The sequence below is a fragment of the Desulfosporosinus sp. I2 genome (assembly GCF_000960765.1).
Classification (GTDB): Bacteria; Bacillota; Desulfitobacteriia; order Desulfitobacteriales; family Desulfitobacteriaceae; genus Desulfosporosinus.
On record NZ_JYNH01000121.1, the window covers coordinates 1 to 14,600 of the forward strand.

16 protein-coding genes and 1 pseudogene are annotated in these 14,600 nt (G+C 40.1%); 15 read left to right on the forward strand and 2 right to left on the reverse strand.

The annotated features are described in order from the left end of the window. From UF75_RS19935 to UF75_RS19995, 15 genes and pseudogenes are all read left to right on the forward strand, one after another. A partial coding sequence (locus UF75_RS19935) for a histidine kinase dimerization/phospho-acceptor domain-containing protein (protein ID WP_282433834.1) occupies window positions 1-543 on the forward strand: 543 nt, incomplete at its 5' end. Next, a complete protein-coding gene (locus tag UF75_RS30400) occupies window positions 533-805 on the forward strand; it encodes an ATP-binding protein (RefSeq protein ID WP_242860359.1) in 273 nt (90 codons plus the stop codon). The genes UF75_RS19935 and UF75_RS30400, both read left to right, overlap by 11 nt. A 285-nt stretch (window positions 806-1,090) precedes the next feature. Beyond that, window positions 1,091-1,807, forward strand: a complete 717-nt coding sequence (locus tag UF75_RS26510) for a SatD family protein (protein ID WP_052693464.1) — start codon at window positions 1,091-1,093, stop codon at window positions 1,805-1,807. 326 nt (window positions 1,808-2,133) lie between these two features. Then, window positions 2,134-3,096 (forward strand): DUF3307 domain-containing protein, encoded by a 963-nt coding sequence (locus tag UF75_RS19945; protein ID WP_045576315.1) that lies wholly within the window; start codon window positions 2,134-2,136, stop codon window positions 3,094-3,096. Window positions 3,097-3,355: 259 nt separating this feature from the next. Next, window positions 3,356-3,628, forward strand: a pseudogene (locus UF75_RS19950) (ABC transporter ATP-binding protein); the annotation flags it as partial. 836 nt (window positions 3,629-4,464) lie between these two features. Then, complete coding sequence (locus UF75_RS30855) at window positions 4,465-4,617, forward strand: hypothetical protein (RefSeq protein WP_282433835.1); 153 nt, start codon at window positions 4,465-4,467, stop codon at window positions 4,615-4,617. A 1-nt stretch (window position 4,618) separates the two neighbouring features. Beyond that, window positions 4,619-5,764, forward strand: a complete 1,146-nt coding sequence (locus UF75_RS19955) for a dicarboxylate/amino acid:cation symporter (RefSeq protein WP_282433836.1) — start codon at window positions 4,619-4,621, stop codon at window positions 5,762-5,764. 223 nt (window positions 5,765-5,987) lie between these two features. Continuing rightward, entirely contained in the window at window positions 5,988-6,905 is a 918-nt protein-coding gene (locus tag UF75_RS26515; RefSeq protein WP_052693466.1) for a two-component sensor histidine kinase, read from the forward strand. Window positions 6,906-7,076: 171 nt separating this feature from the next. After that, complete coding sequence (locus UF75_RS19965; RefSeq protein WP_045576316.1) at window positions 7,077-8,480, forward strand: sigma-54 dependent transcriptional regulator; 1,404 nt, start codon at window positions 7,077-7,079, stop codon at window positions 8,478-8,480. Continuing rightward, window positions 8,464-9,783 carry an MFS transporter gene (locus tag UF75_RS19970; protein ID WP_242860360.1) on the forward strand — a complete coding sequence of 440 codons (1,320 nt, stop codon included), beginning with the start codon at window positions 8,464-8,466 and terminating at the stop codon, window positions 9,781-9,783. Before UF75_RS19965 ends, UF75_RS19970 begins: the two co-directional genes overlap by 17 nt. 204 nt (window positions 9,784-9,987) lie before the next feature. Then, window positions 9,988-11,163 (forward strand): amidohydrolase family protein, encoded by a 1,176-nt coding sequence (locus UF75_RS19975; RefSeq protein WP_045576318.1) that lies wholly within the window; start codon window positions 9,988-9,990, stop codon window positions 11,161-11,163. 14 nt (window positions 11,164-11,177) lie between these two features. Beyond that, a complete protein-coding gene (locus UF75_RS19980; protein ID WP_045576319.1) occupies window positions 11,178-11,984 on the forward strand; it encodes a DUF3786 domain-containing protein in 807 nt (268 codons plus the stop codon). Window positions 11,985-12,136: 152 nt separating this feature from the next. Further along, window positions 12,137-12,313, forward strand: a complete 177-nt coding sequence (locus UF75_RS29320) for a hypothetical protein (protein WP_045576320.1) — start codon at window positions 12,137-12,139, stop codon at window positions 12,311-12,313. Next, the gene (locus UF75_RS19990) at window positions 12,310-12,672 is read left to right on the forward strand and encodes a YccF domain-containing protein (RefSeq protein ID WP_045576321.1); all 363 of its coding nucleotides are present in this window, start codon (window positions 12,310-12,312) and stop codon (window positions 12,670-12,672) included. The genes UF75_RS29320 and UF75_RS19990 overlap by 4 nt, the downstream gene beginning before the upstream one ends. 124 nt (window positions 12,673-12,796) lie before the next feature. Continuing rightward, window positions 12,797-13,450 (forward strand): superoxide dismutase, encoded by a 654-nt coding sequence (locus UF75_RS19995; protein WP_045576322.1) that lies wholly within the window; start codon window positions 12,797-12,799, stop codon window positions 13,448-13,450. A gap of 95 nt (window positions 13,451-13,545) precedes the next feature. On the opposite strand, the gene UF75_RS20000 is transcribed toward UF75_RS19995, so the two are convergent. Continuing rightward, window positions 13,546-14,349 carry an FAD-dependent oxidoreductase gene (locus UF75_RS20000; RefSeq protein ID WP_052693470.1) on the reverse strand — a complete coding sequence of 268 codons (804 nt, stop codon included), beginning with the start codon at window positions 14,347-14,349 and terminating at the stop codon, window positions 13,546-13,548. Further along, the coding region (locus tag UF75_RS30860; protein WP_156146529.1) for an FAD-dependent oxidoreductase at window positions 14,333-14,600 on the reverse strand (268 nt) is incomplete at its 5' end. The genes UF75_RS20000 and UF75_RS30860, both read right to left, overlap by 17 nt.

Here is a 14,600-nt window from a genome sequence, read left to right on the forward strand (position 1 = left end):
ACAAGGCTAGTGTATAAATTTAAGCAACAGAATTTGCGGCATAATTATTATCTAGAGCATTTAGTTGCGGAGCGGACTGAGGAATTACAAGCTGCTAATAATTTACTTACTTTGGAAATCATAGAACGTCAACGCACTGAAATTGAGATGGTCCGACTTGAGAAGTTAAATTTAATCGGTGAAATGGCGGCCAGTATTAGTCATGAGGTGCGAAATCCTATGACAACAGTAAAAGGTTTTTTACAATTGCTTAAGGATAAACAAGAATCAAAGGATAAGGAATACTTTGAGATCATGATAGAAGAACTAGATCGTGCAAATTCTATTCTCTCGGAGTTTCTTTCCATTACTAGAAACAAACCTACTATATTGGAATGGTACAATATTAATGACATAGTTACCTCCACATTGCCGCTTCTCCAAGCGGATGCACAAAACAATGATAAATTATTGACTGTTCAGCTTAATGATGTACCGGATTTACAACTAGACATACAGGAAATACGCCAACTGTTATTAGATCTTGTCCGTAATGGGATTTGAAGCAATGTCTAGTGGCGGAGAGTTAAGAATAAGAACGTTATCTACTAACAGTGAAGTAACTTTAGCAATATCTGACGAAGGTAATGGAATTGAACAGTGTATGCTTGAAAAGTTGGGTACACCATTCTTTACAACCAAAGAACAAGGAACGGGTTTAGGATTAGCGGTGTGTTACAGTATAGTTTCACGCCATAACGGAAGGATAAGTGTTGAAACTAGTCCTGCAGGCACTACATTTTATGTATATTTTATAATTGAGTAATAGAAAGCGGTCGCAAAGGGATTAATGAATAAAAAATTCATCGAAATAATAACAAAGACCTCGAATAATAAATTGCTATTGTGGTATACTAAGGAAGTATATGGTAATAGCTATATTATTGTGCTCAAAAGGATTAGGATAGCCAACTTTAAATAAACACACTCTGCCTTTTTTTACATAGTTTATTATTCATTAGAACTACTGGATAAATAGTATACGAAAAAGACTAGTGCAAATAGTTTATCTTGGTAATGATACCTGCGTATCGAAAGGGCGGAGCAAAAAATGACTAGTAATCGTTATTTAGCGATAATTGGAGACATTGTTGATTCTAAAAAAATTACGGGTGAACAGCGAAAACATTTACAATATAGACTAGAGGAAACGTTAGATTCTGTGAACCAGCTGTACACAGATTATATAGTCTCAGATTTTCTGATTACGTTAGGTGACGAATTTCAGGGCCTATTACGACCCAATGCTCCACTTTACGAGATTATTTCCCATGTTGTTGAAGGTATTAACGCGGAACAAGATAAGGATAAGTTAGTAGAAGTACGCTTTGGTGTTGGTTTAGGTCGTATATTAACGGACATTAAGAAAGTTGCCTTGGGAATGGACGGCCCCGCGTTTCATTACGCGAGAATTGCGTTGGATATAGGCCATAGTAAGAAAGGGCATGCAATAGTCTTTAGGGGTGAACCAAGCACTATTCTCGAGCAAGATGAAACTACTATCAATACATTATTGGGGCTTCTTGCTGTTACGCGAAAGTTCTGGATACACAAAGCCAGTAAATTTAATGAGATATTGCCATATTTAAGAGAAAACAAAAATCAAAGTGACATTGCTAATCTATTAAAATGTACCCAACCTTCAGTTAGTAAACAGGTGGCTTCAGCATACTGGAACGATATAAAAGAGTTGGAATCAACGGTTGACTCATTGATTAAAATGTATTTAGATACACCAAAATCAAGAGAGGAACGCAAAAAAAAATAGCTATGGTAGTCCAATTTAAAGGCCAATTTATTATAGTTTACAAAAATATAACCGTATAGGTTATATTTTTATTTTATAACATATATGGTTATATATTTAGAACATCGGTATTTAGCTTTAAGTTAATCGAATTACGAATTATCGCATTATGTAAATGTTTAGGTGGACCATATTTTTTACATAAGTGTCGTAAAGCCCCTAGTTTTAACTATGGGATATTTAGGCAGTTCTAACATCTTATTGTCTGTTACTTGGAGTATAATATTTATATGGATATAAAGGTGCTAAGGGGAGCGTCATGTCAAAAGTGATTGAGGTGAAAAATAATGTTTTTAGATTACTTTTTAGCGTTGTTACTATCTCATTTAGCAGGCGACTTTGTTTTTCAGAGTGATCAGTTATGCAAATTGAAAAAAGACCCAGATATAAAGCAACGAGTGTTGGGTATTTCAATACATGTAGTCATTATTATGTTGATTAATATCACAGTTTTTGCATTAATGGACAAAGGGATTCCTTGGATTGTGTTATTTATAGTAAACTTTTTCCACTGGCTTCTAGATATGGTTAAGTCTACTATCCTGGCAAAAAATAAGATTTATGACAGCGATTCTGTCATGACGGGCAAAATCGCAAAAACTTCGGTAACAGAGAAGACTTCAGTAATAGAAATTAAAGCTTATGACTCTGACCAAGCTGGCACTTTTAAAAGGGAACTAGAAAATGAAAAGATTGCCGAAAAGATTTCAAAAAGAAGTTCGAGCACTGGTCAAACGGAAGCAAAGCCTAAAAATAAACTGATTGTCTGCTTGTTTATTGGTGACCAATTGTTACATATAATAAGTATTTTTATCGCGGCACATGCACTATATAGTTTTGATGTAAACCATTACATGAGCTTTTATGATCAACTTGTTAGTGGAACAGTTACTGTTTCTAGATCGTTGACTATCATGAAAAAAATACTACTAGTTTTAATCTACTTATGTCTTGCAACGTCTGTATCTAATGTTATTGTTAAGATGTTTTTGAGCGGGCTCAGAAAAGATTTAGGGGCAGATGTTAAAACGGGAAGGTATATAGGTGGAGTTGAGCGTATTTTAACGATTAGTATTATTTTGGCGGGTGCATGGCAAGCGTTGACCGTTCTGTATGGTTCAAAAACTGCTATTCGATTTGATCAAGCCAAAGATAACCCGGATTTTGCAGAATACTATATTCTGGGCACAACATTATCAGCTTTGTTTGCTGTTATTATTGCGGTTGCGGCGAAAATAACGTTGCTTTAATAGGGAGCATCCGACTGTTTAAGGAATTTAGTGATCTCGATAGCAGAGACGTCTTGAAATAGCTAGGGCCTTGGCGACGAATCCGACAATTCTCCTGTTAGATGAGCCAGCTGCAGGGATGAATCCTAAGGAAACAGACGATTTGACCGAGTTTATTCGCCAAATCCGAGATGAGTTTCAGTTATCGATCTTCATGATTGAACACCATATGCAGGTGGTCATGGGGATTTCGGATCGGATTTGTGTTTTCGATTATGGAAGGCCAAAACTTCTTATGATGGATGAACCCTCTTTAGGACTTGCTCCATTGATTGTTAAAGATATTTTTAACATCATCCGGGAAATTCATAGTCAAGGGATGACAATTCTTTTAATCGAGCAAAATGCCAATGCGGCACTTCACATTGCAGATGTTGGTTATGTCATTGAAACCGGACGAATCACTCTTAAAGGAACGGGAAAAGAATTGTTGGCTAATGAAGACGTAAAAAAGGCATATCTGGGTGAGAGTGTCATTAAGCTCAAAGCCTAAGGCACACACTTTCTAGAGAACGAGGGGACAGGTAGAGAACGAGGGGACAGAGAACGAGGGGACAGGTAGAGAACGAGGGGACAGGTACGTTGTTTTGCCTTTTATAGAGAACGAGGGGACAGGTACGTTGTTTTGCCTTTTAAGAGAACGAGGGGACAGGTACGTTGTTTTGCCTTTTATAGGCACGTCCCCGGCCAAGTGTTTTTGAAACTGAACAAGAAGGGACAGGTACACTTTTTTTGCCCATTAGTGCAAAACGGTGTATCTGTCCCCATGTTTCACGCTTTTTTTGCCCATTAGTGCAAAACAGTGCACCTGTCCCCATGTTTCCACCTGTCCCCATGTTTCACCTGTCCCCATGTTTCACCTGTCCCCATGTTTCATGCATGCAAAACAGTGCACCTGTCCCCATGTTTCCCCCAAAACAGTGCACCTGTCCCCATGTTTCCCCATGTTTCTGCCCCAGTTTCATGCACCTGTTGAGTTTTCAAAGGGTGAAACTAACGTAAGTCAAAATGACGATGTCAAAAAGACAGACGATTAATTTTGCTTCGCAAGGCTAATAGAGAAAAGAAAAAACAAGATAACTTTAGATAATGCCTACTATTTAGTCACTAATGACTAAATAGTAGGCATTAATTTTTTTTTGCAAAAGACATTTAATAGAATAATTAGACACAAGGAAATATTCATATCTATTTAAATGTTCAGACAAATAAGGCACTTAGGCTATTTATCTTAATATAAATAAATTTGTAAATATTATGTTAATTTTGGCACAGAAATTGCTATTAATAGTTAAACGCCAAATTAATAAGAAGGTAGGGGGAGTTAAAGTGGAAAAAATTCAGAAGAAGAAAAAATTCTATCAGGTTCTGTATTTTCAAGTTCTATTCGCCATTATTGTTGGTGTCTTCTTAGGCTATTTTTATCCTACGACAGGGGCAAGTATGAAACCTCTCGGCGATGCATTTATTTTCATTAATTAAAATGATGATTGCTCCGATTATTTTTTGCACGGTTGTTGTCGGAATTGCCAGCATGGGCGACATGAAAAAAGTAGGTCGAGTTGGCCTAAAAGCCCTCATTTATTTTGAAATAGTTTCCACAATTGCCTTAATCATTGGTTTGATCGTTGTTAACCTTTATCAACCTGGCGCTGGTATCAACGCCACTGCTGCAACGTTAGACGCCAAATCAATTGCAACTTATACTACTGCGGCTAAGTCAATGAGCACAGTGGACTTCTTTTTAAAAATTATTCCAAATACGGTTGTCGATGCTTTTGCCAAAGGAGAGATCCTGCAGGTCCTCCTGGTCGCAATCCTTTCGGGTCTGTCCTTATCCATGTTAGGTGAAAAAGGCAAACCAGTCATTAACTTGCTTGATATAATCTCCAAAGCATTGTTTGGGATTATCGGTATGATTATGAAGGTTGCGCCGATAGGTGCATTTGGAGCGATGGCCTTTACAATCGGAAAATATGGTATTCATACTCTTTTCTCTCTCGGTAAATTGATGGCAGGGGTATACACCACTAGTTTTCTCTTCATCTTTATTGTCCTAGGATTGATTGCAAAGTTAAATGGATTTAGTATTTGGAAATTCATTAAGTTTATCAAGGAAGAAATCTTCATTGTCGTGGGAACTTCCTCCTCCGAATCAGTGTTACCACGTATGATGGACAAATTAGAGAGATTGGGTTGCTCTAAATCGGTCGTCGGTTTAGTAATCCCTACCGGATACTCCTTTAACCTAGATGGTACTACAATTTACCTATCAATGGCAGCCATATTCATTGCTCAAGCTTGCAATGTGCCTTTGACGATTATGGATCAAGTGACCATTTGCGCTGTGCTCATGCTTACCTCAAAAGGCGCGGCAGCGGTTACTGGCGGCGGCTTTATTACCTTAGCTGCAACCTTGGCATCGATCAGTTCGATCCCGGTCGCTGGATTAGCGCTATTACTTGGAGTTGACCGTTTTATGTCAGAGGCTCGAGCCCTTACTAATCTAATCGGGAACGGTGTTGCGACAGTCGTAGTCTCTAATTGGGAAAAAGAATTTGATTCTAAAAGAGCAGAACTTATCTTGAATGGAGTAAATGTTGAGGATTTACCCGTAGCAGCAAAATAGATAGTCATCTAGCACCTATTACGTTCTTGTTTAATGACCCTCGTGATACGGGGGTTTTCACTATTTAATCCGTGTTGAAGGCTTACTCATATTTTAACTCCACTTTACAAAGACTTACATAAAAGTCCTTATTCAAACATCAATAGAAATTTCTATATCTTGCAGGAATATTAAGAAAATTTGACGAATTATATAGTTTTTGACTAGGGGTGGAGGTTGAGCTATGAAATTCCGCTTAAGCCTGATTCTTTCTATTTTCTTGCTTGTCGTTACGCCAATTGTCTTAACAGGGTTTGTCACGATGGAAGTAACGAACAAAATTTTGCAGTCCCAAGCCATCAAAACTGGGCAACCACTTAGCCCTGAGGAGATAGAACTTTCTCGGTTAAGGGAAAACATTATATATATTTTAATCATCGGTACAGTCATCAGTTTGTCCGGTGCGGGAATTTTCACCAGCGAATTATCAGAATCTGTCAATAGCATTAAACGTGGTTTAGACGCTTTAAGCCATGATGCGACGTCAACAATTCGTCCCTTACGGGGGCTCTTGGGGGAAATTGCCTCTTCAATCAATCAGTTGGCGGAGAAACTACTTGAAACTCGGAGACATAGTGATGCGCTAGAGGCCCAGGTGCTTCGAGAAAATCGCCTAGCGGGTTTAGGAGCACTCGCTGCAGGGGTTGCCCATGAAATACGTAATCCCCTCACGGCAATTAAAGGCTACTCCCAAGTATTAGAAGATGAGTTGGAACTTGACGACCCAAAACGAGACTATACGGCAATAGTTGTTAAAGAGGTGAATCGTCTTGATCGTATCGTCGAAGGACTCTTAGCCTTTGCTGGGCCGTCCGCCAGTAATTTTGCCTCTGCTGACCTAAACGAGATCATTGAGGAAACGTTAGTCTTGATGGAAAACTCCTCCTTTAAAGAACACATCACCTTAGACAAGGATTATGGTAAAAATGTTCGGGCCGACGTGGATAAAGAACAATTAAAACAGGTTTTGATCAATTTGTTGTTAAATGCTACCCAAGCTATTTCTGATCATGGAACTATCAAAATTGTCACCCAACAGAATGAGAAAAACGCCACAATAAGTATTATCGATTCGGGTTTGGGATCGCCGCAGGGACTCTAGAAAGATTATTTGATCCGTTTTTTACTACAAGAGAAAAGGGTACTGGTCTGGGCCTGTCGATTGTCCATCAACTGATTGACCTTCACGAGGGCAAAATCGAAGTTCACAATGCCAACCCTTCAGGGACTGAATTCAGGGTCATTTTACCGATAAGGCAAGGAGGTATCTTTAATGGCTGAAGCCAAAGGATCTATTTTAGTCGCTGACGATGAAGAAAGTGTACGCAATTTACTCAGTCGAGTCTTAACCAAAATGGACTACATGGTAACAACAGCCGCTAATGGCGAAGAAGTTCTTGCCAAAATCAAAGGCCAAGGGTTCGATCTGTTAATCATGGATATCCGTATGCCAAAACTTGACGGTATGGAGGCCTTCAAAGTCTTGCGTCTTGACCATCCAAGTCTACCAATTATCATGATGACAGCCTTTAGTACTGTTGAAACTACTTTAGAAACCATGCGCCTCGGTGCCTTCGACTACCTGACTAAGCCTTTTGATGTTCCAGACGTGAAAACGCTTGTTGAAAAAGTCTTTTCCTCACGGCTAGAGAAAGACTCTATGAATCTAGAACCCAAAACGACGATCGCACCTCATATCAAAGCCTTTGTGGGTTCTAGCCCTTTAATGCAAGACGTTTTTAAAACCATTGGTAAAGTCAGCGCTAGTGATTCCTCTGTGTTGATCCAGGGAGAGAGTGGCACCGGCAAAGAGTTAGTTGCCCGTACCCTTCATCAGTACAGTCAACGCAAAAACATGCCATTTGTTACTGTTAATTGTGGTGCTATTCCTGAAGGAGTTTTGGAAAGTGAATTTTTCGGTCATGAAAAAGGTGCTTTTACAGGTGCTTACAATCGTAAAACTGGTAAATTTGAATATGCCAACGGTGGAACAATTTTTCTTGATGAAATTGGAGAGATGAGCCCTCCCTTGCAAGTTAAACTACTCCGAGTTTTGCAAGAAAGAGAATTTGAACGGGTGGGTGGCAATGAAAAAATAGTAGCGGATGTAAGAATCGTCGCTGCAACCAACAAAAGTTTGCGTCAAAGCATCTCAGAAAAGACGTTTCGAGCTGACCTTTTCTATCGGTTAAATGTTGTTTCAATTGTTATTCCTCCCTTACGTAAGAGAAAAGAAGACATTCCACTTCTAGCCGCTTATTTCAGAGATAAATATTGCGCAAAGTTAAATAAAGAACCTAAAAAAATATCCAATGAGGCCTTGCAAGTCTTACAAGAGTATGATTGGCCTGGAAATGTACGGGAATTAGAAAATATTATTGAGCATGCCATCGTTATGGGGAATGGACAGGTTATTTTGATCGAGGATTTACCCATGGAAATACTACTTACAGAAAACAAAAAGAGCCTTCACACTCCCGATGTTAATTCAAAGCAAGGAACCTTACGCGAGATGGTTAAAGCCTTGGAAAAGGACGCAATCGCCGTTGCCTTGAAAAAAACCGAGGGCAATAAACTCCGAACCGCTAAGCTCTTAGATATTAGCAGACGTGCATTACAATATAAAATTGAGGAATATGGTTTAGAGAATGGTGAGAATAATGATGAGCAAATTTGATAAAATTACCCGGCAGCAGTGGTTAGTTCTTTCGGCCGCTTGGCTTGGCTGGGTGTTTGATTCCATGGACTCTACGATCTTTGCCATGGTTATGTCCTCATCCTTACAAGATTTGATGGGACGGACAGCTTCAAAGGCTGATATTGCCTCCCACGGCGGCATTATTTTAGCGATTTTTTTAGTAGGTTGGGCCTTAGGTGGAACTCTTTTCGGTACTCTGGCTGATTATTTCGGTCGAAGTAAAACGTTAGCAATTTCAATACTTATTTATGCCGTATTTACGGGTGTAGCGGCCCTATCCCAAAGCTGGGAACAGTTAGCCTTTTTCCGCTTCCTTACAGCTCTTGGTATCGGGGGAGAATGGGCCGCTGGCTCTGCTTTGGTTGCTGAGTCCTTTCCGGATCGGTATCGCACTAAAGTCCTTAGTATTATACAAAGTGCTTGGGGAACTGGCTTCTTCCTGGCGGCATTAGTCAATTTACTGGTTGTTCCTTGGGCAAGCGCCCACCAATTTACCCCGTGGCGCGCAGTTTTAATTATTGGTATTTTACCTGCTTTATTTGCCGCGTTTGTCCGAGAAAAGGTTAGAGAACCTGAGAAATGGTTAAAAGTTCAGAAAAAACGAGAAAACTTAAAATTATCCGAGACGAGTATCGTCAACAACAAAGACCTGACAGTACTCACTTTGAAACAGTTATTTTGGCCTGAATTAAGACGAGATACCATAGTTGGTACACTTTTGGCCTTTTCGGCGATCTTTGGTCTTTGGGCTGTTACCAACTGGACTCCCTCGTTCGTCGAAGAGTTGCTCAGGGTACATCAAACATCCGAAGCCCTCATCTCAAACTATAAGAGTTATGCTATTATGGCCCTCAATCTTGGTGCAATTCTTGGCTATGTGGTGTTTGGACCGATTGCTGACCGTCTGGGGCGAAAAAACACCTTTTTGATCTTTTTTCTAGGTAGCTTATTATTAGCACCCGCTATCTTTTATAATGTAACAAATTATACTACGTTACTACTGCTCTTACCGGTTTTAGGCTTTTTTAATAATGGCATTTTTTCTGGTTTTCCGATCTATCTTGCTGAACTTTTTCCGACTCGATTACGAGCTACCGGCCAGGGATTTTGTTTTAACTTCGGTAGAATCTTGGCTGCTTCAGGTCCACTATTTACTGGTTTCTTAGTTAGTAGTTTAGGCTCTTATGCCAAAGCAGTTACCGCGGTTTCGATGATTTATATAGTTGGCATTATCACTTTATTCTGGGCTAGAGAAACAAAAGGGAAACCTTTACCAGACTAAAATACGTAACAAATACCAGAAGTGATTTTCCTTTATCAGAAGTTTACTGTAGGCTAGAATTCCTGTAGGATAGAATTACAGTAGATATAATCGATCTGATCGAGTTTGTCAGAGAAATGCTTATTATAATCTTTATGAAAGGAAGCGAATTATGGATTTGGATGTTATAGCAACAACCTTGAAATATACGCAACGTATAGAACAATGAAGATTTCGTGCAGTGCAGAACGAAAAATTTTAGAGATCCCAGATGAAGGTGAGGCTGTCATCGCTGGGTATTGGTGCCCTAAACTGGGTTTGTGTTCTCAGTCTATGCTTTTAACCTGGAAGGGGGGTAAGGTTAACTCATTGCAGTCTTTAAGTCCCTTATATCATTCGGATAGTAACCCTACAAAAAAACTGCTTTGGGACTCCTATTTTCTTTTGCCCGGATGGATTGATGCCCATGTGCATTTAGCCTTAGATAGCCTAGATTTTCATCGGTGCTTGGAAAATTGGGAGGAGCCATCTTTGATTGAGGAGAATATCCAAGGGTTTTTGCGGGGTTATCTGGAGAGGGGAATTGTGGCTATTCGTGATGGCGGTGATTTACCAGGCTTTTCTTGGAAGGCAAAGAACAAGGTCGATGAAGGAATTTGGGCAGGTCCTAGGGTAATTTCAGTTCATGAGGCTGTAAGCCGAGCAGGAATGTATGGTCGTTTTCTGGGTCGTGGCTTTAAGGATCGTTTAGAGTGGCGGGAAAAGGAGCAAGATTTCTTCGAGCAGGGCATAGATCAGCTTAAGGTCGTAGTGACGGGACTAATCAAGTTCGACAATTTTCAGGGGGTAGGTCCAACTCAGTGGACGGTTGAGGAACTAGCAGAGTTCGTCGAGGCGGCGCATGGGCGTGGGATACTTGTTATGGCCCATGCTAGTGGGGAAACGGGAATTTCGGTGGCTATTGAGGCTGGGGTTGATTCAATCGAACATGGATACTATATGACGACTGAACAGCTTGAGCGGATGAGAGAAAAAGAAATTGCTTGGGTTCCAACAGTTGCACCGATTGGGAATATTTTAAAATATCCAACGGATCGTTACTCTTCCCATGAAATCGAGACTTTGAAACGGATTCTGGAGGGGCAACTTGCTAAAATCTATGAGGCCTATCATTTAAACGTACGTCTGGGGGTTGGCACAGATGCCGGTGCTTATCGAGTCCCGCACGCTGAGAGCCTATTTGATGAGATGGACTGGATGGTTCAAGCAGGAATTCCTAAACTGGAAGTCTTCCGAATGGCGACTCAAGAAAATGCCCGAATTCTCGGCAGTTATGATTTAGGGAGGCTAGACCTCGGAACTTCCATGAATTTACTTCAACTTATGAAGCACGTAGTTTAAGAAGGGGGAATAACATGTCACAACTTGATAATCCTCTAGAAATTTACAAATCACTTCCCAAATCGAATTGTAAACAGTGTGGGGTTCCGACATGCCTGGCGTTCTCGGCTTCGGTCATTAAGGGTGAAAAACGGCTCGATGCATGCCCTCATCTGGAGAACACGATCCTTGAAGAGCTTGATAGAAGAATTATCAGACATACGACTCCAGAAGAGCAATTGAAACAAATACTTATGCCCTTGAAAAAAGAAATAAATACCATAGATTTTTCTTCATCGCTGAAGCGATTGGGGGCTACACTTTCTGGCGATAAGTTAACCATTAAATGTCTTGCCAAGAACTTTACAGTGGATACCGAGGGAACAATTATCTCTGACTGTCATATCAATGTATGGGTGACCGTACCCTTACTCAACTATATTATTTATAGTGCAGGAAAAGATCCTTCCGGAAAGTGGGTTCCGTTCAGGGAACTTAGTAATAAAACGGTATGGGATGCTTTTTTTGAACAAAGGTTTGAAAAACCTTTGAAACAGCTTACGGATTCCTATCCGGATCTTATTGAGGATATGATTTATATTTTTAACGGGAAGCCAGTGGAAACCAGTTTCACCTCTGATATTTCGCTTGTGCTGCACCCTCTACCAAAGGTTCCTATGCTGATTTGTTACACCAAACCAGATGAGGATCAAGAATCCAAGCTCAATGTTTTTTTCGATACGACAGCGGAAGAGAATATCAGCATTGCCTCACTCTATCAGCTTTGCGTTGGGCTTTTGATTATGTTTCAAAAGATCACTTCAAGGCACACTATGCCTTGAACATTCGAAGAAATAGTATGTATTAATTAGTTAGAAATTGGAAGAGACTGACATCTATTGAGATAAGGCTTATTTCTTGTTGGGAAGATGCGTGTTATTATTGTTAGATTAAGGGAGTGGACTAGAGAGTTATTGTGAAGGGGGAAGAAATTATGGAGAATTTTTTCGGTGGGCTAGGGTTACAGACAATTCTGGTTGGTGGTTTAGTGATCGTTGCCGTGGGATTTATTCTTAAAAAGTTATTCAAATTGGCAATTACTGTAGGGGTTATTATAGCGCTTGTTTATTATGGGTTGCCGATACTTCAGACTGTGATGGCACGACCATGAATCTCATAGGCAATATCATTTGGCTATTACTTGGAGGGATCATTGCCTCGATTCTATGGTTATTAGCAGGGTTAATACTATGTGTAACAATCATTGGCATACCCTTTGGGGTTCAATGTTTCAAGATTTCATTTTTTGTCTTGTGGCCTTTCGGAAAAGAAATCGAACTTGGACATTTTGGGGCAGGAGGTTTAATCTTTAATATCATATGGCTCATCGTTTTTGGCTGGGAGTTTGCCCTAACTCATCTTGTTATAGGAGCAATTTTTTGCATAACTATTGTAGGGATACCCTTTGGACTTCAGCATTTTAAATTTGCTCAACTTGGACTGATACCTTTTGGGGCTAGAATACGCTAGACATAATGCTAATTCTGAGTATTAATAGTTAGGTTCTAACATCGAGAATCCATAATAATCTATTTAGTGAAGAATAAGAATGATACTAAACAATGAGAGGAAGTTGTAAAGGGAGGTCTATCCTATGTCATCTATTATAGTGCCAACGGGGCAACATCACTTACCAATGCTCCCTTATGCGTTGACTGCTCTTGAGCCTGTAATCAGTTCTAGATTATTACAAATTCACCATGAACAACATCATAAGGCCTATGTGGAAGGTTTGAATAAGGCTGAGCTTAAACTGAGCGAGGCAAGGCAAAAACGGGATTTTTCCTTAATCAAACATTGGGAGAGAGAACTAGCCTTTCACGGTTCAGGACATATCTTGCATAGTATTTATTGGACATCAATGGCTCCCATCGGAAATAGGTGGGAGACCCCCGGGGCTCAAACCATAAAGTATATCATGAGCTATTTTGGTAGTCTGGCTGTTTTTTGGGAACAGTTTAATAATGCCGCAATCAATGTAGAAGCGTCCGGATGGGCCTTGCTAGTATGGCAACCAGCCTGGGGAAGGTTAGAAATACTAACCATTGAAAAGCATCAAGATTTATATCAAGCGGGTAGTATTCCCATACTTGTCATGGATGTATGGGAGCATGCTTACTATCTTGATTATCAGAACAAACGCAAAGATTACGTTACAGCCTGGGTACAATTAATTAACTGGTCAGAAGTTGAAAGACGGTTAATGATGGCCATGCAGGCCCAGATGCCTTTGAACGTAGGCCCTTGATATTGCTAGACAAGAAGCCCTAGAATGCCACGTTTAATGGCAACTAGGGCTTCCTTATATTGTTTATCATCGTTCTGAAAATTGAGTTGGTTTAATTAATGTATTAAACTCTTTACCATCTCAGCTAAAGCCAGTGACGAAGTTAAGCCAGGCGATTCAATCCCGATTAAATTGATTAGCCCTTCAAATCCTCGGTCAACTTCGTGACATACAATAAAATCACAGATGGCGTCACCGGGGGCTTGGATTTTTGGCCTGATACCTGCCATATCCGGGTGCAAATCCGAATAGTTTAAAAAGGGCAGGTAGGTATTGACCGCATCGTAAAACTCTTGGGCATGATCTTCATTCACATCATAATCTAACGTTTTTACATAGAAAGCATTGGGTCCAAACCTCAATCGGCCATCAAGTGTTTTAGTAGCATGAATTCCCAAGCCCTTTAATTCCTTTAATGGTGGCGGATAGATTAATCGTGACACGAAAGCTGATTTGGTATTGGATACAGAAAAGTATTCGCCCTTACAGGGGTATATGCGGTAACCGATATCATCCACGTTAATTCCCAAGAAAGAAACGATTTGATCGGAATTTAATCCTGCACAGTTAATTAACCAGCGACAATGAATTGATTCATGTTGGCCTGCTGGATTACGGTATGTCACGTAATACCCATCCCCTTTCGAATCAACTCCAATTACCTCGTGGTTGTATGCAATTATTGCGCCTTGCTCTAGTGCTAACCATTCAAGTCTTAACATTAATTTGTGGGAGTCAACAATCCCAGTAGAGGGAGATGATATCGCAGCGACAGCTTTGATATTTGGTTCTAGTCTTGCAACTTGTTCCCCATCTATGAGTTCTAGATCTTTAACCCCGTTCTTACGACCCTGGGCCAAAATTCGAGTCTAATGCTTGGATCTCTTCCTCATTGCGTGCAATAATTAATTTTCCAATCCGTTTATGGGGAATTTTCCATTCCTCACAAAATTGATAAAGGAGTTGGTTACCCTCTACGCACAATTTTGCTTTGAGGCTTCCTGTTGGGTAATAAATACCGGAATGGATCACTTCACTGTTGCGGCTAGAGGTTTCTTGTCCAAATTTACTATGCTGTTCCAGCAAGACTAAAGATAGATCGTTAAATTGC